Annotated in this window: 16 protein-coding genes; 10 read left to right on the top strand and 6 right to left on the bottom strand. The window is 61.8% G+C overall.

Features of this window, described 5'->3' with window-relative positions; genetic code table 11:
• Nucleotides 1–211 precede the first annotated feature (211 nt).
• Both NKH80_RS25150 and NKH80_RS25145 read right to left on the bottom strand, forming a co-directional pair.
• Nucleotides 212–1,498 (bottom strand): NAD(P)/FAD-dependent oxidoreductase, encoded by a 1,287-nt coding sequence (locus NKH80_RS25150; protein ID WP_352879781.1) that lies wholly within the window; start codon nt 1,496–1,498, stop codon nt 212–214.
• 140 nt (nt 1,499–1,638) lie between these two features.
• Nucleotides 1,639–3,072, bottom strand: a complete 1,434-nt coding sequence (locus NKH80_RS25145; RefSeq protein WP_352475854.1) for a glutamine synthetase family protein — start codon at nt 3,070–3,072, stop codon at nt 1,639–1,641.
• 167 nt (nt 3,073–3,239) lie between these two features.
• Here NKH80_RS25145 and NKH80_RS25140 point away from each other — a divergent pair, with 167 nt between their 5' ends.
• Nucleotides 3,240–3,956, top strand: a complete 717-nt coding sequence (locus tag NKH80_RS25140) for an HAD family hydrolase (RefSeq protein WP_352879779.1) — start codon at nt 3,240–3,242, stop codon at nt 3,954–3,956.
• A gap of 33 nt (nt 3,957–3,989) precedes the next feature.
• On the opposite strand, the gene NKH80_RS25135 is transcribed toward NKH80_RS25140, so the two are convergent.
• Nucleotides 3,990–4,379 (bottom strand): ANTAR domain-containing protein, encoded by a 390-nt coding sequence (locus tag NKH80_RS25135; protein WP_352822408.1) that lies wholly within the window; start codon nt 4,377–4,379, stop codon nt 3,990–3,992.
• Nucleotides 4,380–4,810: 431 nt separating this feature from the next.
• Between NKH80_RS25135 and NKH80_RS25130 the strand changes: the two genes are divergently transcribed.
• The gene (locus NKH80_RS25130; protein ID WP_352994272.1) at nt 4,811–5,272 is read left to right on the top strand and encodes a RidA family protein; all 462 of its coding nucleotides are present in this window, start codon (nt 4,811–4,813) and stop codon (nt 5,270–5,272) included.
• Nucleotides 5,273–5,337: 65 nt separating this feature from the next.
• On the opposite strand, the gene NKH80_RS25125 is transcribed toward NKH80_RS25130, so the two are convergent.
• Nucleotides 5,338–5,580, bottom strand: coding sequence for an SMc00767 family acetate metabolism repressor (locus tag NKH80_RS25125; RefSeq protein ID WP_023719402.1), 243 nt, complete (start codon nt 5,578–5,580; stop codon nt 5,338–5,340).
• Nucleotides 5,581–5,648: 68 nt separating this feature from the next.
• Complete coding sequence (aceA, locus tag NKH80_RS25120; protein ID WP_352879775.1) at nt 5,649–6,938, bottom strand: isocitrate lyase; 1,290 nt, start codon at nt 6,936–6,938, stop codon at nt 5,649–5,651.
• Between the two features lie 238 nt (nt 6,939–7,176).
• Here aceA and NKH80_RS25115 point away from each other — a divergent pair, with 238 nt between their 5' ends.
• The 7 genes from NKH80_RS25115 (at nt 7,177) to NKH80_RS25085 (ending at nt 15,308) form a co-directional block, all read left to right on the top strand.
• Nucleotides 7,177–8,628, top strand: coding sequence for a helix-turn-helix domain-containing protein (locus NKH80_RS25115; RefSeq protein ID WP_352879773.1), 1,452 nt, complete (start codon nt 7,177–7,179; stop codon nt 8,626–8,628).
• 106 nt (nt 8,629–8,734) lie between these two features.
• Nucleotides 8,735–9,715 (top strand): DUF2167 domain-containing protein, encoded by a 981-nt coding sequence (locus NKH80_RS25110; protein WP_352994266.1) that lies wholly within the window; start codon nt 8,735–8,737, stop codon nt 9,713–9,715.
• Between the two features lie 182 nt (nt 9,716–9,897).
• A complete protein-coding gene (locus NKH80_RS25105) occupies nt 9,898–10,851 on the top strand; it encodes a DMT family transporter (protein WP_352879767.1) in 954 nt (317 codons plus the stop codon).
• Nucleotides 10,852–11,203: 352 nt separating this feature from the next.
• On the top strand, nt 11,204–12,301 hold the full coding sequence (locus tag NKH80_RS25100; RefSeq protein ID WP_254819291.1) for a polyamine ABC transporter substrate-binding protein: 1,098 nt from the start codon (nt 11,204–11,206) through the stop codon (nt 12,299–12,301).
• A gap of 74 nt (nt 12,302–12,375) precedes the next feature.
• Nucleotides 12,376–13,515 (top strand): ABC transporter ATP-binding protein, encoded by a 1,140-nt coding sequence (locus NKH80_RS25095; RefSeq protein ID WP_352508667.1) that lies wholly within the window; start codon nt 12,376–12,378, stop codon nt 13,513–13,515.
• Between the two features lie 3 nt (nt 13,516–13,518).
• Nucleotides 13,519–14,493: an ABC transporter permease subunit gene (locus tag NKH80_RS25090; protein WP_502900995.1), complete on the top strand. Its 975-nt coding sequence runs from the start codon at nt 13,519–13,521 to the stop codon at nt 14,491–14,493.
• Nucleotides 14,490–15,308, top strand: coding sequence for an ABC transporter permease (locus NKH80_RS25085; protein WP_254819294.1), 819 nt, complete (start codon nt 14,490–14,492; stop codon nt 15,306–15,308). Before NKH80_RS25090 ends, NKH80_RS25085 begins: the two co-directional genes overlap by 4 nt.
• Nucleotides 15,309–15,320: 12 nt before the next feature.
• Here NKH80_RS25085 and NKH80_RS25080 read toward each other — a convergent pair whose 3' ends face one another.
• On the bottom strand, nt 15,321–17,171 hold the full coding sequence (locus NKH80_RS25080) for an AsmA family protein (protein ID WP_352702134.1): 1,851 nt from the start codon (nt 17,169–17,171) through the stop codon (nt 15,321–15,323).
• Between the two features lie 183 nt (nt 17,172–17,354).
• Here NKH80_RS25080 and NKH80_RS25075 point away from each other — a divergent pair, with 183 nt between their 5' ends.
• Nucleotides 17,355–19,313: an acetoacetate--CoA ligase gene (locus NKH80_RS25075; RefSeq protein WP_352994320.1), complete on the top strand. Its 1,959-nt coding sequence runs from the start codon at nt 17,355–17,357 to the stop codon at nt 19,311–19,313.
• Nucleotides 19,314–19,368 lie beyond the last annotated feature (55 nt).

Raw genomic sequence — 19,368 nt, 5'->3', positions numbered from 1 at the left:
TCTTGCCACCTCCATTTGCGGGCCGATGTTCTTACGACCCCTTGCCGGAGAGCCGGCATTTCGATCGGCATCGGTCCCAAACCAAAAGCGGGCAAGCCCGCAAAATTCCCCGTTCAGCTGCCCACGAGCATCATCTTTCGCCCGCGATTGTGGCATCACTGCGCCCTTGGCGGGAATTCTGCGCCCAGGTTAAGGATTCTGCAACGTCTGGTTAAATCCTGTCCCGCAACGCGTACCAGTTGAGCGCAAGAAAGAGCAGTGGCGCGCGCAAACGCCGGCCGCCGGGGAAGGGAGGAATTTTCAGGTCCTCGATCAGCTTCAGCCGGTCGCGGTTGCCGGCGACCGTCTCCGCATAAAGCTTGCCGAAAAAGTTCGACAGCATGACGCCATGGCCGGAATAACCGCCGATCGAGATCACATTGGGCATCACTTCGCGCACGAACGGCTTTCTCGGCACGGTGATGCCGACATAGCCGCCCCAGCCATGGGTGATCTCGACGTCCTTCAATGAGGGATAGATCTCGGCGATCTGCCGGCGGATGTGGATGTGGATGTCCTTGGGATCGTTGACCGCGTAGATCTCGCGCCCGCCAAACAGCAGCCGCCCATCCTTCGATTTGCGGAAATAGCGCACGACGAAGCGCGAATCGTCGACCGCCTCGCCACCCGGCAACACTTTGGAATCGGCTCCCAGCGGCACCGTTGCACCGATGAAGGAGCCGATCGGCATGATATGCGCGGCACTCACGGGTTCGAGCGTGCCGCCATAGGCGTTGACTCCGATCAGGCATTTAGCGGCGGTGATCGTGCCCTTCGGCGTCACAACATTGACCTTGCCGCCGCCGGAGGTGATGCCGGTCGACGGCGTCTGCTCGAAAAGCTTTGCGCCGGCCTGTGTCGCGACTTTCGCGGTGCCGATCACCAGCTTCAGCGGATGGATGTGGCCGGTGCCGGTATCGCGGGTGCCGCCGAAATAATGCGTCGAGCCGAGCCGCTCGGCAGTCTCCGCGGCATCCATGAATGAGATGTGCGGATAACCGAACCGGTTTGCCATGATCTCGGCATGAGCCTTGTAGTCGTCGACATAGCGCTTCTTGTGCGCCACCGACATTTGGCCGGGCATATAGTCGATCTCGATCTGGTTCACCGCGGCGAAGTCGAGCAGATGCGCCTTGGCCTCTTCGGCCAGGTCGAACAGCGCCTTGGCGCGGGAAAAGCCGTATTCCGCTTCCAGCTCCTCTGCCCAGGCCCGCTGTCCGGTGCCGAGCTGGCCACCATTGCGGCCCGATGCGCCATCACCGAAACGATGCGTTTCGATAAGCACGACATCCGCGCCTGTCTTGGCGAGGTGAGCCGCGGCCGACAGGCCGGTAAAGCCGCCGCCGACGATCACCACATCGCATGTCCGGTCGCCGTCGAGCGTCGGATATTCGGGCCTTGGCCCGGCGGTGTCTTCGTACCAGGAGCGGCCGGGGGAGATTGGGGATTGGTAGGGCATGATGCAGCCAAGACTCGGAGATTTTTGCAGAGGCGGAGAGAAATAGTGAGTAATGAGTAGTAGTTGGTGAATAGGAACGGACAGTAACGGTCTTGGTGCGATCCAGCCCCGTTCACTACTCACTAATGACTACTCACTACTCACACATTCAGCAGTAAATACTCCCTCTCCCACGGGCTGATCACTTCCATGAAGGTCTCGAATTCCGCTCGCTTGATCGCCGCATAGGTCGCTGCGAAGGATTTGCCGAGCAGGGCGCAGAGTTCCTCGTCGGCCTCGAACAGGTCGACGGCTTCGAGCAGGCTGCGAGGCAGGTCGATCTGGTCCTCGTTGGCGGTCGTCAGAACCGGCGGCTCGGCCTGGATCTTGTTGGTCATGCCGATCAGCCCGCAGGCGAGCGATGCCGCCAGCGCCAGATAGGGGTTGGCGTCAGAGGAGGGAATGCGGTTTTCGACGCGCCGCGCCGCCGGGTCGGAGCGGGGCACGCGGAAGGCCGTGGTCCGGTTATCGTAGCCCCATTTGTTGTTGACCGGCGCCGAGGCCGACTGCGTCAGCCGCCGGTAGGAATTGACGTAGGGCGCAAACATCACCAGCGCGTTCGGCACATGTTTCTGCATGCCGCCGATGAAGTGGAAGAAGGCGTCGGTCTCCGAGCCGTCCTCCGCCGAAAAGACGTTCTTGCCGGTCTTCTTGTCGATGATCGACTGATGGATATGCATGGCGGAACCGGGCTGGCCCTGGATCGGCTTGGCCATGAAGGTGGCGTAGATTTCGTGCTTCAGCGCCGCCTCGCGGATTGTGCGCTTGAACATGAACACCTGGTCGGCGAGCTCGATCGGATCGCCGTGACGCAGATTGATTTCGAGCTGGCCGGCGCCCTCCTCGTGGATCAGCGTGTCGATCTCCAGCCCTTGGCTTTCGGAGAAATGATAGATGTCGTCGATCAGTTCGTCGAATTCGTTGACCCCGGCGATCGAATAGCCAGCGCCGCCGCCGATCGGCCGCCCGGAGCGCCCGACAGGCGGGGTGAGCGGGTAGTCCGGATCGGGGTTCTTGCGCACCAGGTAGAACTCGATCTCGGGCGCCACGACCGGTCTCAGCCCGCGTCTGTCATAAGCGGCGAGCACGCGCTTCAGCACGTTGCGCGGCGTGAACTCGACCGAGCGGCCGTCCTGGTGGACGAGGTCGCAGATAACCGCCGCCGTCGGGTCCTCCTCCCACGGCACCACGGTCAGCGTCGAGAGGTCAGGCATCAGCTTGAGGTCGCCATCGTCTTCCGGATAGTGGAAGCCATTGCCGTCCTCCGGATAGCCGCCGGAAATCGTCGTCATGAACACCGCCGAAGGCAGTGCCAGCGAGGTATTGGAGGTGAATTTCTTCGATGGCATCATCTTGCCGCGCGCAACCCCGGCCTGGTCGGGCGTGATGCATTCGATGTCTTCGATGCCGCGCCATTCCAGCCAGGCGCTGACTTCCTTCCAGTTCTTGACGCCACGTTGGTTTTTCACGAAGGCAGGCGTGCGGGCACGTCCTCCGCGGCTCGACGGACGGACTTCCTTTTTTGCAGGCGGCATCAATCACCAGATTTGTTGCAGATTGTGGAGTATAGCCGTTGCCGACGACGGAAGGGAAGGGGAGCCGGCGGGCGTGCGCCTCGATAATCGGGGAAACACAACGACTTCCGGATGAAAGCTTCCTGGTCTAGGGTCGGCCTCCCGCAACGCTGCAATTAATGGGCCACATGCAACACAGCCGCAAACTGACGACGATCGGCTTCGACGCCGATGACACGCTGTGGCAGAATGAACAGTTCTTCCGCATGACCGAGAAGCGCTTTGCCGCACTGCTCGCCGATCACGCCGAGGAGGACCGGATTTCAGCAAGGTTGTTAGAGGCCGAGAAGCGCAACCTCGCGGTCTACGGCTTCGGCATCAAGGGATTTACGCTGTCGATGATCGAGACGGCTATCGAGGTCACCGAGGGCCAGGTGCCGGCCTCAACCATAGCCGAAATTCTCGACGCGGGCCGCGAGATGCTCAGCCATCCGATCGAGCCGCTTCCGCATGCGCGCGAGACCGTGGAAAAGCTGGCCGGCGCCTACCGCCTGGTGCTGATCACCAAGGGCGACCTGTTCGACCAGGAACGCAAGCTGGCGCAATCCGGACTGGGAGAGCTGTTCCATGCGGTCGAAATCGTCAGCGACAAAAGCGCTGCCACCTATAGCCGCATCTTCAGCCGCCACGGCGATGGCCCGGAAAAGGGCATGATGGTCGGCAACTCGCTCAAATCGGACGTCGTGCCGGCCATCGAAGCCGGCAGTTGGGGCATCCACGTGCCGCATGAACTGACCTGGGTGCTGGAGCATGTCGAGCCGCCGGTCTCAGCACCGCGCTTTCGCCAGATAGCCAATCTCGGTGAACTGCCAGGCCTGATCGAGCGTATCGGCGAGATTGATTGATCCAGGTCTGCGGTCGGCGCGTCGCCGTAGAGGTCAGTTGCGGCCGACCCCGACCAGCCGGTCAATCACCGGCTGCAGCCGTTCGGTGGTGATCGGCTTGACGACCACCGCATCGACGACGCTCGACAGGCCCAGGCTCTCCGGAGTGCCGGTCTTGACTGAAAGCAGGATCACCGACGGAAGCGATCTGCCTGACGCCCTTCGCAGTGCATCGATACCCGACAGCAAGGCGTCGCAGTCCCCGTTCTCCGCGCCGCCGTCGAGAACGACAGTCCCGGGTATCAGCGCGTGCAAGGCCTTTGCCGCGGTTTCGGGAGTTTCCGAGATCGGTTTGAGGCCGGACCGCTCCACGATTTTTGAAACCACGACGCGGTTGATCGGTGATTTTCCGACCACCAGCACCCGCGAGAAATCCGGGAGCATCCCTGTCTCCAAGTCTCGGCTAGCGAAAGGCGGCTGTTTTGCAGGCTCGATATCGCGATTCGCTGGGCACATGGCGGGGCAGGCCGTTGTTCAACATTTCAATGCAGGGTTGAAACTCGAGAGTTAATTGGCGTGAGATCACTGCTCATGTCAAGCTCAAATGGCATATCAGGAGAATATCGCAAGAAACATTAAAATTAAAATTAAGTGCTTTCTTTGCCGCCGCCCGGAGGAGAAGTTGCCACCACAACGGGGCAGACTCCAGTGAACTTTAGCTTTGCAGCGCGAACGCACCAACTCGCAGCCGTAGCCGGGTTGACGAAAGGTTGGGATGAAGGCGAGGCAGGTCTGTCGCGAGCTTGTCGTATCGTCTCGGCGGACTACCCTTCCTCGTTGGCTAAGCACGTCTCTTTGATCGACGGGAGATGACAATGGAACTCGTGACTCACAAGAAATTCAAAAATGGCCGGTTGATGCCGTGGGGAAAGGGTACGGTCGTTACCGGCGCAAAGGGGTTTGTCTACCTTTCCGGAAACACCGCGACCGTCGAGGACTACGATCCGATCGGCAAAAGCGGCGGCGGCGCCGTCGGCGGTGCGGCCGCGCAGTGGCGCGAAATTCTCACCAACATCAAATCAGACCTGGAAGAGCTTGGTACTGCGCTCGACCATCTCATCAGACTGACCTTCTTTGTTAAGGGGCCATTTCCCGATGGCGGCGTTCTGAGCTCTCCCAATTTTCGCCTGGACGTCCTGGACGAATTCTTTGCCGAGCACTGCCCGAAGCACTGCAGCTACAACAACCCGCCGCCCTCGGAAGGTATCGGCGTTGCAGCACTTGCGCAGCCTGATCTTGTCATTGAAATCGTTGCACTAGGGGCTCTGCCGGACTAGGCAGAGCCGCGGCGTGCGGGGTGCGATAACATGCGCTCACAAAAGGCGCGGTGCGGTAGAATTCATCAGTCGTGGCTCCGTTGCGTGACGATGACCGGGATCAGCAGGTCGCCCCAGTTGCCGTCGCCGCCATGGTGCCGTGCCGAGCGCACCAGTTCGACCGAGACGCCGGCCTCGACCGCCTTCATTACCGACTGATTGAGCCTGTGCAGATCGTTCGCCAACATTCGGATGGTCGCCTGCTGGTCGACATTCATGCTGGTGGCCTGCTCTTCGGCCCGTTCCTTGACGCGGCTTATCGATGCCATTGGTCTTCTCCCTGTGTTGCCATGCCTGTTGTGTTGCCATGCCGTTTGGGCGTTCCTCTGTTTGTCTGCTATTCCGCCGCCGGCCTGAATTGGGCGTGCTCGGTCGATCCATGCATGGCCGTGGTCGAAGACTGGCCACCGGTGATCGCCATCGAGACGGCGTCGAAATAGCCGGTGCCGACCTCGCGCTGGTGCTTGGTGGCGGTGTAGCCATAGGCTTCCGCGGCGAATTCCGCCTCCTGCAGTTCCGAATAGGCTGCCATCTGCCGCTCCTTGTAGCCGCGGGCGAGCTCGAACATGCCGAAATTGAGCTGGTGGAAACCGGCCAGCGTAATGAACTGGAACTTGTAACCCATGGCGCCGAGTTCCTTCTGGAACTTCGCAATCGTCGCGTCATCGAGATTCTTCTTCCAGTTGAAAGACGGCGAGCAATTATAGGCAAGCAGCTTGCCTGGATGATGCTTGCGCACGCCCTCGGCAAACGTCCTGGCCTGCCCCAGATCGGGCCTGGAGGTCTCGCACCAGATCAGGTCCGCATAGGGCGCATAGGCGACGGCACGGGCGATGCAGGGCTCGATGCCGTTGCTGACATGGTAGAAGCCCTCCGCCGTACGGCCGGCGCCATAATCGACGAAGGGCCGGTCGCGTTCGTCGATGTCGGAGGTCAGGAGCTTTGCCGCTTCCGCGTCGGTGCGCGCCACGACCAGTGTCGGCGTGCCCATGACGTCGGCGGCAAGGCGCGCCGCGTTGAGATTGCGGATGTGTGCGGCGGTTGGGATCAGCACCTTGCCGCCGAGATGGCCGCATTTCTTCTCCGAAGCCAGCTGGTCCTCGTAATGGACGCCGGCCGCACCCGCCTCGATGAATGCCTTCATGATCTCGAAGGCATTGAGCGGCCCGCCGAAGCCGGCTTCCGCATCGGCGACGATCGGCGCGAACCAGGTGTCGACCGATAGCCCCTTGTCTTCGCAAGTCTCGATCTGGTCGGCGCGCTGCAGGGTGCGGTTGATGCGCTTGACCAGTTCGGGCGCCGCATTGGCGGGATAGAGCGACTGGTCCGGGTACATGGCGGAAGCGGTGTTGGCATCTGCGGCGACCTGCCATCCCGACAGATAGATCGCCTTCAGCCCGGCCCGCACCTGCTGCATCGCCTGGTTGCCCGACATGGCACCCAGCGCGTTGACGAAATCCTCTTCATGGATGAGCTGCCACAGCCGGTTTGCCCCCATTTCGGCGAGGCTCTGCCGGATCTGCACCGAGCCGCGCAGCCGCTTCACCTCCTCCGGCGAATAGGGCCGTTCGATGCCATCAAAGCGGCCTTGCGGTGCCGACGGGACAAGGTTGTAAAAGTCGGTCATTTGTCACTCCAGGCGGGTTTGATGCCGGTTTTCGGATGGCGTCGCAGAGGGAAAAATGTGTGCGCCATGTGTGACATCATTTACACGCCGGCACGACGCAAGCGAGGTAAACCTCCAGACCGGCCAGAAAATAAGGGAAAACCTGTGTTGTGTTTGACTAATGAGAGCTGTAAATCTGTCATGATTGTAAAGGCCGCCATGCCATCGGCGGATGTAAATTTCTGTCAAGGGCAGTCGATTGGCCGACCATAAAATCTTCGCCGGGCCGCGCATTCGTCGCATCCGCAACGCCAAGGGGCTAACCCAGACGGCGATGGCCGAAGGGCTCGGCATCTCGCCGTCCTATCTCAATCTCATCGAGCGCAACCAGCGGCCGCTGACGGTGCAACTGATCCTGAGGCTGGCATCCGTCTACAAGATCGACCCGCACGAACTGCAAGGCGAGGCGCGGGGATCGGTCGCCGATTTGAAGGAAGTGTTTTCAGACCCGTTGCTGGCCGGCGAACTGCCGGGCGACCAGGAACTCATCGAGCTTGCCGAGGCGGCGCCCAACGCTTCCGCCGCTGTGATAAAGCTGTTTCGCGCCTATCGCGAGCAGGCCAAGCGATTATCGGATCTCAACGAGCTGCTCGCGCGTGAGGGCAAGGCCACCGCACTCTCCGGTGCCCGGCTGCCGATCGACGAGGTGCATGAGATTTTCGAACGCCGGCCGAATCATTTTGCCGCGCTCGAAGAGGAAGCCGAGGCATTCACGTCGGTGCTCGATCCCGGCGACGATCTGTTCAGTGCGTTGAAGGCTTGGCTGCGGCGTGAATTCGGCATCGTCGTCAAGGTACTGCCGGTCGCCACCATGCCCAACTGGCGCCGTCGCTATGACCGTCACTCGCAACGCCTGTTCCTGTCCGAGCGCCTGTCGCCATTCGATCAGCTGCGCGAGGTGGCTATGGAGGCCTGTCTGATCCGGATGAGCGTCGCTGTCGCCGCCGAGATCCAGGCGCTGAAGCTGACCACGGACGAAGCCCGCCGGCTGGCGCGTTTCGAGCTCGGCCGCTATGCCGCGCACGCGCTGATGATGCCCTATCAGCCTTTTCACGCCGCTGCGGTCCGCACCCGCTACGACATAGACATGTTGCGGTCGCGCTTCGGCGTTTCCTTCGAGCAGGCGGCGAACCGGCTGGCCACGCTGCAGCGTCCGGGTGCGTCAGGTGTGCCGTTCTTCATGCTCGAGGTCGACAGTGCCGGCAATCGCTTCCGCAAGGCGGGCAGCCACGGCTTTCCGCAAAGCCGCTTCGGCGGCGGCTGTCCGAGGCTGCCGGTCCATGCCGCCTTCGCCCAGCCCGGCCAGATCCTGGTCGAGGCGGTGGAAATGCCCGACGGCGCAGCGTTTCTCTGCATTGCCCGCACGCTCGAGGGGCCGCAGGGCTCGTTTGCCGAGCGGCCGCGCCGCACCGCGCTGCTGCTCGGCTGCGACATCGGTTTTAGCGACGAGGTCGTCTATGGAGCGGCGTTGCCGAGGCCAGCCGCCATCGGCAAGACCGGACAGAGCGCCACGGCGACGGCGACGCCGGTCGGCCCTGCCTGCCGGCTGTGCGAGCGCATCGGCTGCCTCGCCCGCGCCGAGCCACCCGTTACACGCCCGCTCGGCCTCGATGAGATGGTGACGGGGCTGTCCGCATTCGATTTTCAGTGATTCGGCTCCAGCAATATTGCGGCTGAATCTTCGACCGAAGAACCTCATCTGTTCCTGCGGCGGCAACCAGTAAGCTGGTTGTGCCGGCCAAAATATTGCCAAAATATTGATTCAGCCGAATATTGATTCAACATTGACAGTACGGTATCAAAAAAAAGAACTGCGCAACGGTCGGGGATCAATTATGGGCAGGACAGTTTTTTGGCTTGGCTTGGCGCTCGCGTTTTCGGTGGCCGATCCCGCATTGGCTGAAAAGTCCTCGGATTTCTTCAAGTCCTATCAACAGTATAATGATGCCGGCAAGGCGTTCCTGGACAAGATCGATCCGAAGACCGGCGCGATAAATCTTGCCGAAGGCATCCATCTCGATCTCAAGGACAAGTTCTATTTTCTGGACAAGAAGGACACGCTCACCGTCCTCACCGAAGCCTGGGGCAATCCGCCCGACTCTGGTTCCGATGCCCTCGGCATGATCTTTCCAGTCTCCCATGATCCCATTGCCGATAACAATTGGGGGATAGAGCTGCGCTGGGAAAAGATTGGTTACGTCGACGACAGTGACGCCGCGTCCATCGATTACAATGAACTGCTGCGCAACATGCAGTCAGACACTCTGTCCGGCAACGATCAGAGGGTAAAGGACGGCTACGCGCCCATTACGCTGATCGGCTGGGCGTCGCCGCCGGTTTATGACGCGGCCCACAAGCGCCTTCACTGGGCCAAGGAGCTGCAATTTGGGAACGATGCCGCCCATACGCTCAACTACGACGTCCGTTTCCTTGGCAGGGAGGGCGTCTTCGTGATGAGCTATATCGCGACGGTGGAACAATTGCCGGAGATAAGGCAAAGCCTGGATGAAGTGCTTGGCCTCGCGGACTTCAATACCGGCAAGACATACGCCGATTTCGTGCCGGGCGTCGATACGGTTGCGGCGATTGGCGTCGGTGGCCTGATTGCCGGAAAGCTGGCGGCGAAAGCAGGTTTTCTGGTCGTGGCGCTGATCGCGCTGAAAAAGTTTGGCCTGCTCCTGCTGGTTCCCCTGGCCGGTCTCTGGCGCTTTATCCGCGGCAACAGGGGCACGTCGTAAAGCGATCGTCGACAGGTCGCCTCGGATCATCGCCGGGCGAGGGCGAGGCGCCCTCATCAGTGCGCCAAACGGAACATTGAACTGGATCACGCCCGGCCTTCTGCTTTGCGTTACGCGAATGAGGCACGTCTCTGTCGTCCATTGCACGTCGTGCTGCTCCGAATTCGCCGACAGTCGCACCCATGACCGATACCGCATCATCTCCGGTTGCCGCTTCGCCGATCGTGTCGCCGCAAGGGGAACGCGTCGGTTTCCTGCTGGTATTCCTGTCGGCGCTGATGTGGAGTTTTGGCGGCACAATTGCGCGCTTCATCGACAACACTGACAGCTGGACGGTGGTGTTCTGGCGCTCGGTCTGGGCCGCTGCCTTCCTGCTCTGCTTCATGGTCTGGCGCGACGGCTGGCGTGGCACGCTGAAGCTGTTTCGTGGCATGGGCCTGGCCGGCCTTGCGGTGGCGTTCTGCTTCGCCACGGCGTCGACCTCTTTCGTCGTCGCGCTTGCCTATACCACCGTCGCCAACATCCTGTTGATGCAGGCCGGCGTGCCGCTTCTGGCTGCGCTGTTTGCCTGGGCGCTGTTTCGCGAACGCGTGGCGGTGGCGACCTGGTTGGCGATTGCCGCCGTCATTGCCGGCGTCGCCATCATGGTGTCGGAATCGCTCGATGGCGCGGTATCGCCGATCGGCGACGGGCTGGCGCTGCTCATCGCCGTCATGTTCTCGGTCGCCACCGTCATCACGCGCCGCTTTGCCCATGTGCGCATGACCCCGGCGACTTGCCTCGGCACGATGCTGGCGGCCGCCTTTGCGGCATCGCAAGGGTCGGCCCTCGACGTCTCGAGCCACGATATGGGCTTTCTCTTTGTCTTTGGCGTGATCAATCTGGGACTCGGCCTCGCCTTCTTCGCCACCGGCGCCCGGCTTGTTCCGGCCGCCGTCGCGGCGCTGCTCGGCACGTTCGAACCGATCCTTGGCCCGATCTGGGTCTGGCTCATCCATTCCGAGGTGCCGTCGGCGCGCACCATCGTCGGCGGTGCGGTCGTCGTCACCGCACTGCTCGTCCATATCGGGCTCGAATTCAAGCGTCAGACGCGGCCCGCGCGAGCGGGCGTCACCGGTGTGCCGTCGCCTAATTGATGCAGCGCACGCGACAAAGCGAGATGAACCATTGACAATGTCGCGGCCGCGCGGGCAGGCTGCGATCACGGCAACAACAAGACAGGCGTATCTTGCCAAGTCTCCATGCCGGCCGCATCGAGGCCGGACAACATCGTCGTCTCCCTGCCCGCGCCGTAGCGAAAGCTTCCGACGGCGCCGGAACACCAGCAACGCCACGCCAAGTCTTCGCTGTCGCCTCGTCGCCGAACCATAATGGCGCCGGCAATTCCCGCTTGTCGCCTGCCTGCAAGCCCAATACCCTGAAGCAAATGCCCAGCCGCGCGAGCGCCGCGACGAGCTGGCGACGGAACACTCATCAAAGGAGAATAGCATGACCCGCAAAGCGCTCTGGCTTTCGGCGACTTCGGCGTTTCTGGCAGTTTTCACCTTAGGCGCGCATGCCGAGGATCGCGTCGTCAACGTGTTCAACTGGTCGGACTATATCGACAGTTCGATCATCGACGACTTCACCAAGGAAACCGGCATCAAGGTCGTCTACGACACTTTCGATTCCAACGAGATCCTGGAAACGAAGCTGCTCGCCGGCGGCAGCGGCTACGATGTCGTCGTGCCGAGCGGCAATTTCCTTGCACGCCAGATCCAGGCGGGTGTGTTCCAGAAGCTCGACAAGTCGAAACTGCCGAACATTTCCAATATGTGGGACACGGTCATGGAACGGACCGCCAAATATGATCCCGGCAACGAATATTCGATCAACTACATGTGGGGTACTGTCGGCATCGGCTACAACATCAAGAAGGTGCAGGCAGCGCTCGGCACCGACAAGATCGACAGCTGGGACGTGTTCTTCAATCCCGAAAGCCTGGCCAAATTGAAGGACTGCGGCGTCTATGTGCTGGACTCGCCGGCCGACATCATACCGGCGGCATTGAAATATCTGGGCCTCGACCCGAACAGCACATCGCCCGATGAGATCGCCAAGGCCGAAGAAACATTGCTGAAGGTCCGGCCCTATATCCGCAAGTTCCACTCGTCCGAATATATCAACGCTCTTGCCAATGGTGACATCTGCCTGGCGGTCGGCTGGTCGGGTGACGTCTTCCAGGCCCGCAACCGCGCCGACGAAGCCAAGCAGGGCGTCGAGATCGGCTACTCCGTGCCGAAGGAAGGTGCGCAGATGTGGTTCGACCAGATGGCGATCCCGGCCGACGCGCAGCATGTCGCCGAAGCGCATGAGTTCCTGAACTACATGATGAAGCCCGAAGTGATCGCCAAATCGTCGAACTATGTGCTCTACGCCAACGGCAACAAGGCTTCGCAGCAGTTCATCGACAAGGCGATCCTGGAAGATCCGGCGATCTATCCAGACGCCGCCACCTTGCAGAAGCTCTACACCGTCTCGCCTTACGATCCCAAGACCCAGCGCATCATCACCCGCACCTGGACCAAGATCGTCACTGGCCAATAACAATCTGACCAGGCCCCGGCAGCCGGCTGCCGGGCCTGCTTTCTCATGGGGCAAGCAGCAGGACGGAGTGGGACATGAAATCGCTTGGCAGCATCCGCAGGGATTTCGCGCCATGGAACGATCCGAACGCCAAGCCATACATCCAGTTCGACAACGTCACCAAGAAATTCGGTGAGTTCACGGCGGTCAACAACCTGTCGCTGACCATCTTCGAACGCGAATTCTTTGCCTTGCTTGGAGCCTCAGGCTGCGGGAAGTCGACGCTGCTCAGGATGCTTGCCGGCTTCGAGGAGCCGACCGCCGGCCGCATCCTGCTCGATGGCCAGGATCTGCGCGGCATTCCGCCCTACCGGCGGCCCGTCAACATGATGTTCCAGTCCTACGCCTTGTTTCCGCATATGACGGTCGAGAACAACATCGCGTTCGGCCTCAAGCAGGAAGGTATGGTCAAGGCCGATATCGAAAAGCGCGTCGCCGAGATGCTGAAGCTGGTCAAGCTCGAGCAGTTCGCCAAGCGCAAGCCGCACCAATTGTCGGGCGGCCAGCGCCAGCGCGTCGCGCTCGCGCGCTCGGTGGCAAAGCGCCCGAAAGTCTTGCTGCTCGACGAGCCGCTTGGCGCGCTGGACAAGAAGCTGCGCGAGGAAACCCAGTTTGAGCTGATGGACCTGCAGCAGAATCTCGGCCTCACCTTCGTCGTCGTCACCCATGACCAGGAAGAGGCGATGACGATGGCCGACCGCATCGCCATCATCGACAAGGGCGAAGTGATGCAGGTGGCGACACCGGCCGAGGTCTACGAAGCGCCGGGCTCGCGCTTCGTCGCCGGCTTCGTCGGCAACGTGAATATGTTCGACGGGAGGATCGCGGCTGGCGAGGCCGGCAGCGCAAGCATCGATGCCGGCAACGGCATCACCATCCGAACCGAAAACGCCGGCAGTGCCGCCGCCGGGACATCCGTCACCTTCGCCATCAGACCGGAGAAGATCAAGGTGTCCTCGACGAAACCCGCCGGTGCCGTCAATGCCATCGAGGGCGAGGTCTACGATATCGCCTATCTCGGTGACATGACCGTCTATCACGTCAGGCTGGACGATGGTCAGGTGGTGCGGGCAAGCACCATGAACGCGGCACGCCTCACCGAGGATCCGCTGAGCTGGAACGACCGCGCCTGGATTTCCTTCCGCCCTGACGCCGGCGTCGTGCTGACACGGTAGGGATTGATCATGTCCGCTGTCACTGCCGCAACAAGCTCTCCGGCAAATGCTGCCGGTAAATCCGCCCCGGCCAGGCTGAGCGCGGCTTTCGTCGGCCGTCTCGTCATTATCGTCCCCTATCTCTGGCTGCTGTTCTTCTTTCTTGTCCCCTTCATCATCGTCTTCAAGATTTCGCTATCGCAGACGGCGATCGCCATGCCGCCCTATACTCCGGTGCTCGATTTCCGCGGCGGCATTTCGGGGTTCATCTCGGGGGTTGGCGCGCTCAATTTCGACAACTACACGTGGCTGACGAAGGATGCGCTCTACTTCAACGCCTATGTGACGAGCGTCGTCGTTGCCGCCATCTCGACGGTCCTGACATTGCTTGTCGGCTATCCCATTGCCTATGGCATGGCGCGCGCTCCGGCGACGATCCGCCCGACCTTGCTGATGCTGGTGATCCTGCCGTTCTGGACCTCGTTCCTGATCCGTGTCTATGCCTGGATCGGCATCCTCAAGCCCGAAGGCCTGCTCAACCAGCTGCTGCTCGCCAGCGGCATCATCAGCCAGCCGCTGATCATCCTCAACACCTATACGGCTATCTTCATCGGTATCGTCTACTCCTATCTGCCGTTCATGGTGCTGCCGCTCTATTCGTCGTTGGAGAAGATGGACCATACGCTGATCGAGGCGGCGAAGGATCTCGGGTGCCCGCCGACCAGCGCCTTCTGGAAGATCACCTTTCCGCTGTCGCTGCCCGGCGTCATCGCCGGCTGCCTCCTGGTGTTCATTCCCGCCGTCGGTGAGTTCGTCATTCCCGACCTGCTCGGCGGCTCGCAGACGCTGATGATCGGCAGGACGCTGTGGAACGAGTTCTTCGCCAACCGTGACTGGCCGGTGTCGTCCGCCGTTGCTGTCATCCTGCTGCTGCTGCTGATCGTGCCGATCATGATTTTCCAGCGGGCCCAGGCGCGTGCTCAGGAGCAGGACCAATGAACGCCACCTGGAGCCGCTTCAACGTCATTTCGATCGTGCTCGGCTTTGCCTTTCTCTACCTGCCGATCGTCCTGCTCGTCGTGTTCTCTTTCAACGAGTCGAAGCTGGTCACCGTCTGGGGCGGCTTCTCGACGAAATGGTACGTCTCGCTGTTCCACAACCGGGGTCTGATGGACGCCACCTGGGTGACGGCCCGGGTCGGCGTCATCTCGGCAACCGTGGCGACCGTGCTCGGCACGCTGGCGGCGCTCACCTTGACACGCTACACGCGCTTTCGCGGCCGGCTTCTGTTTTCGGGCATGGTGTTTGCGCCGCTGGTCATGCCCGAAGTCATCACCGGCCTGTCGCTGCTGCTGCTCTTCGTCGCCGTCGGCCTCGACCGCGGCTTTCTGACGGTGACGCTTGCCCACACCACGCTGACCATGTGCTTCGTCGCGGTGGTGGTGCAGTCGCGCCTGATCACCTTCGATCGGTCACTGGAAGAAGCCGCGATGGACCTCGGTGCACCGCCGGTAAGGACCTTCTTCCAGATCACGCTGCCGGTCATCATGCCGGCGATCGTCTCCGGCTGGATGCTGGCCTTCACGCTCTCGCTCGACGACCTGGTTATTGCCAGCTTCACCTCGGGTCCCGGCGCCACGACACTGCCGATGAAGATCTACAGCCAAGTTCGCCTCGGCGTGACGCCGGAAATCAACGCCGCCTGCACCATCCTGATCGCCGTTGTCGCCGTCGGTGTGATCATCGCTTCGCTTGTCAACAAGAGCCGCGAAGTGCAGCGCCAGCGCGACGAGCAGGCCGCGCAGCGCGGTTGAAGCTGCTGCTGCTTACTCTCCCGAAACGCCGCGGCTTATCGGCGAGATGAACGGCGTGCTCCACGTGCCGCCGACGAAGAACGACGACTGATTGGGTCCCTGGCCGTTCGTCTGCGTGGCAGCCTGGCTCGGCCGGACGATGCCGCCGGACAGTGCCAGCCCGCGTCCGGCATAGGATGCAATGCCGGAAAGCCAGATCTTGTATTGCGCGGAATTCACCTCGGCCTTGTCGATGCGCGCGACGCCGTTCGAAATGCTCGCCTTGAGCTCGGCCCCGTCAATCGGCAGCGTTCCGTCCGAGACGTCGTCCAGCGCGAAGAATCCGCCCTGTTCGGTGTGCTTGAGGAACGCCGGCAGGTTAAGCCGGCTCAGCGCACCCGCGCCGAACGTCGCGGACAGCGAGCCATTGGCGTTTTCGAAAATCGAGTCCCAGGTTCTGCCAGGCCCCTTGAGGATGACCGAAACGGTTCCAGTGCCGATCGGCACCAGCCGCTTCATCCCGGCCGCGGTGCCGAAAGCGCCGCCGTCGATATCGGAAGCAAGCAGCCGGATCTCGACTTCCGTGCCTGCGGGCTTGCGGTCGAAACGGACGCTGCTCTGGACGTTGCCGCCGAAGGCGGATGCATCCGATATGTCGAAGACGGCAAGGCCGTTCTTGACCTGGGCGGTGGCGGCGACGTCGGCAAGCTGGATGGCGCCGGCCGTGGCATGCGCCGCCGACAGCCTGAGATCGAGATTGATCCGGTCGGCGAAGCTCGTATCGATTTCGCCCGGATCGGTGCCGCCGGCGGATGGCACCGGGGCAAAGGCGGAGAGAAATGATCTGAGGTCGAGCGTATCGAAGGCAAGTGTGCCGGAGATCACCGGCAATGCCTCGCCGTAGGTGAAGTCCAGCGCGCCCATTCCGGGGTTGTTGTCGAGGGTCAGGGCGGTGTTTTCGAATTTGACGCGCCCGGCCGTCGCCGTGATCTTGCTTGAAACCGAGATCGAGCCGATTGCCGCACCGGGCGCGATGCCGGCCTGCGACCATTCGAGCACGCGTCGGAGCGAAGGTGCGGCGAATTTTGCCTGGCCGTCGAAATAGCCGTTTTCCGACATGCTGGCGCGGCCGTCGAACGAAAAACTGGCCGGCGCCGCCTTGAAGGAAAACGTGGCCGGTGCTGTGCCGCCACCAAACAACACAAGCGGGTTCGGCGATGCGGCGTCGATGGCAACACTTTCGCCGCGCCATATCCCGGTCGCCGACAGCGTCGCATTGCTGTTCATCGCGGCCCAGTTCGCCTGGCCGCTCAGGCTGCTCAATATCTCCTGGTCCTTGCCGCCAATGGCAGCCACCACGCGGCCGTCCCTGAACTCGACTGTGCCGAACGGATCTGTCGGCAGCTTGCCGAGATCCGGCTTGGCGGGATTTGTGTTGATCACCGCGCGGGCAGCATCGATCGAACGCGTAATGCGCCCGCCGCTGGGAATCGCAGGCAGGAAAAACCCGCTCGCGGTACGCTGAACCCGGATCGTCGGTCGTACCATCCGCGCCGTCGAAAACACCACGTCGCCACGCAGCGCCGCCATCGCCGAGAGGTCGACCTCGACCCGTTCGGCTTCGACCACGGGCGGCGCATCCGTCTCTGTCCATTGCGACAGCGTCACGTCGCTCAGGATCGCCCGGAAATTCGGCCAGACTTCGATGCGCGGCGCGCCGTCGATGGTGACCCGGAAACCGCTCCAGGCGCTCATTTCCCATGCGATGCGGTCGCGCACGATGCGGGTCGAGGCGATCAGCGGCAAGGCTGCGACGACCAGCGCGATGACGATGACGGCTGCGCCGATCGCCCATATTCCGCGTCGGATCAAAGGTGATGGCATATCGCCCTGTATGCTTCCATTCCGACAAAATCGCCCGACGGGTGTAACCGACGGCTGACGCATTTCAAGTCTTTATGGCCCGGCGATGGCATTTGCGCACACCCTGACCGGCGCGGTCCAACAAAATCTTGCTCTGCTGCATCGCGATATTGCATAAGCGATGCAGCCTGCGGAGGAACAATGATGGCTGACGACGCACCGCTCTGGATCCCGACGCAAGAGCAGATCGACGCGGCGCCGATGACCGCCTTCATGAACGCCGCGGCGAGCATGGCCGGCGAGGCTTTCTCCTCCTATGCCGACCTGCATCGCTGGTCGATCGATGACCGTGAGACCTTCTGGAGCCTGGTCTGGGACTTTTGTGGCATCGTCGGCGACAAGGGCGAACGCGTGCTGATCGATGGCGACAAGATGCCCGGCGCGACCTTCTTCCCTGATGCGAAGCTGAACTTCGCCGAGAATCTCCTCAAGAAAACCGGGCTTGGCGACGCAATCGTTTTTCGCGGCGAGGACAAGGTCGAGCGGCGGCTGTCCTGGAACGAGCTGCATGCGCTGACCTCGCGCCTGCAGCAGCTTTTCCTGTCGCTCAAGGTGAAGAAGGGCGACCGCATCGCCGCGATGATGCCCAACATGCCGGAGACCGTTGCTGCGATGCTGGCGGCCGCCTCGATCGGCGCCGTCTGGTCGTCCTGCTCCCCAGATTTTGGTGAGCAGGGCGTTCTCGACCGGTTCGGCCAGATCGAGCCGGTCATATTCATCGCGCCGGACGGCTACTGGTACAATGGCAAGGCGATCGAAGTCGCCGACAAGGTCGCGGCCGTGGCGGGCAAGCTCGCCACCGTCCGCAAGGTCCTCATTGTCGACTATCTCGGCACCTCGCTCGACGTCGCCGCGACCATCGGCAAGGCGGCCGCGCTGGAAGAGGCGCTGTCACCCTTTGCCGCCAGGTCTGTCAGCTGCGAGGGGTTGCCGTTTTCGCATCCGCTGTACATCCTGTTTTCGTCGGGCACGACCGGCATCCCCAAATGCATTGTCCATTCGGCCGGCGGAACGCTGATCCAGCACGTCAAGGAAGAACGGCTGCATGCCGGCCTGCTCGACGGCGACCGCTTCTTCTATTTCACCACCTGCGGCTGGATGATGTGGAACTGGCTGGTGTCGGGCCTGGCGTCGGGTGCCACCTTGCTGCTCTACGACGGCTCGCCCTTTTACCGGGACGGCAATGCACTGTTCGACTTCGCCGATGCCGAGAAGATGACGTATTTCGGCACCTCGGCCAAATTCATAGATTCCGTGCGCAAGGCCGGCCTCAAGCCGATCCGCACGCATGATCTTTCCAGCGTGCGCACCATCTCCTCGACCGGCTCGCCGCTATCGCCGGAAGATTTCCGCTTCGTCTACGAAGGCATCAAGAAGGACGTGCATCTGGCTTCGATTTCCGGCGGCACCGATATCGTCTCCTGCTTCGTGCTCGGCGTGCCGATCGAACCGGTATGGACCGGCGAGATCCAGGGGCCCGGGCTCGGTCTTGCCGTCGATGTCTGGGACGATGACGGCCGGCCGCTCCGCCAGGAGAAGGGCGAGCTCGTCTGCACCAAGGCGTTTCCCGCGATGCCGCTCGGCTTCTGGAACGACCCTGACGGCAGGAAATACCGAGCCGCCTATTTCGAACGTTTCGACAATGTCTGGTGCCACGGCGATTTCGCCGAATGGACCGCCCATGGCGGCCTGATCATCCATGGCCGTTCCGACGCCACGCTCAATCCGGGCGGTGTCAGGATCGGCACGGCGGAGATCTACAATCAGGTCGAGCAAATGCCGGAAATCCTCGAAGCACTATGCATCGGCCAGGATTTTGACAATGACGTTCGCGTCGTGCTGTTCGTGCGGTTGGCGGCAGGCATCGAACTCGATGCCGAGCTGGAAAAACGCATCCGCGCGAAAATCCGCATCGGGGCGAGCCCGCGCCACGTGCCGGCCAAGATCGTCGCCGTCAGCGATATTCCGCGCACCAAATCGGGCAAGATCACCGAGCTCGCGGTACGCGACATGGTGCATGGCCGCGCCATCAAGAACAAGGAAGCGCTCGCCAATCCCGAAGCGCTCGAGCTGTTCCGCGACCTGCCGCAGCTTGCCGACTGACCCTGGCCCAAGGTGGGAGCTGTTTTGAGGTCTCCGGTATCGTTAACAAATTATC

It is taken from the genome of Mesorhizobium sp. M0904 (genome assembly GCF_040319475.1).
GTDB lineage: Bacteria > Pseudomonadota > Alphaproteobacteria > Rhizobiales > Rhizobiaceae > Mesorhizobium.
This window is presented reverse-complemented; position numbering and strand designations above follow the sequence as displayed.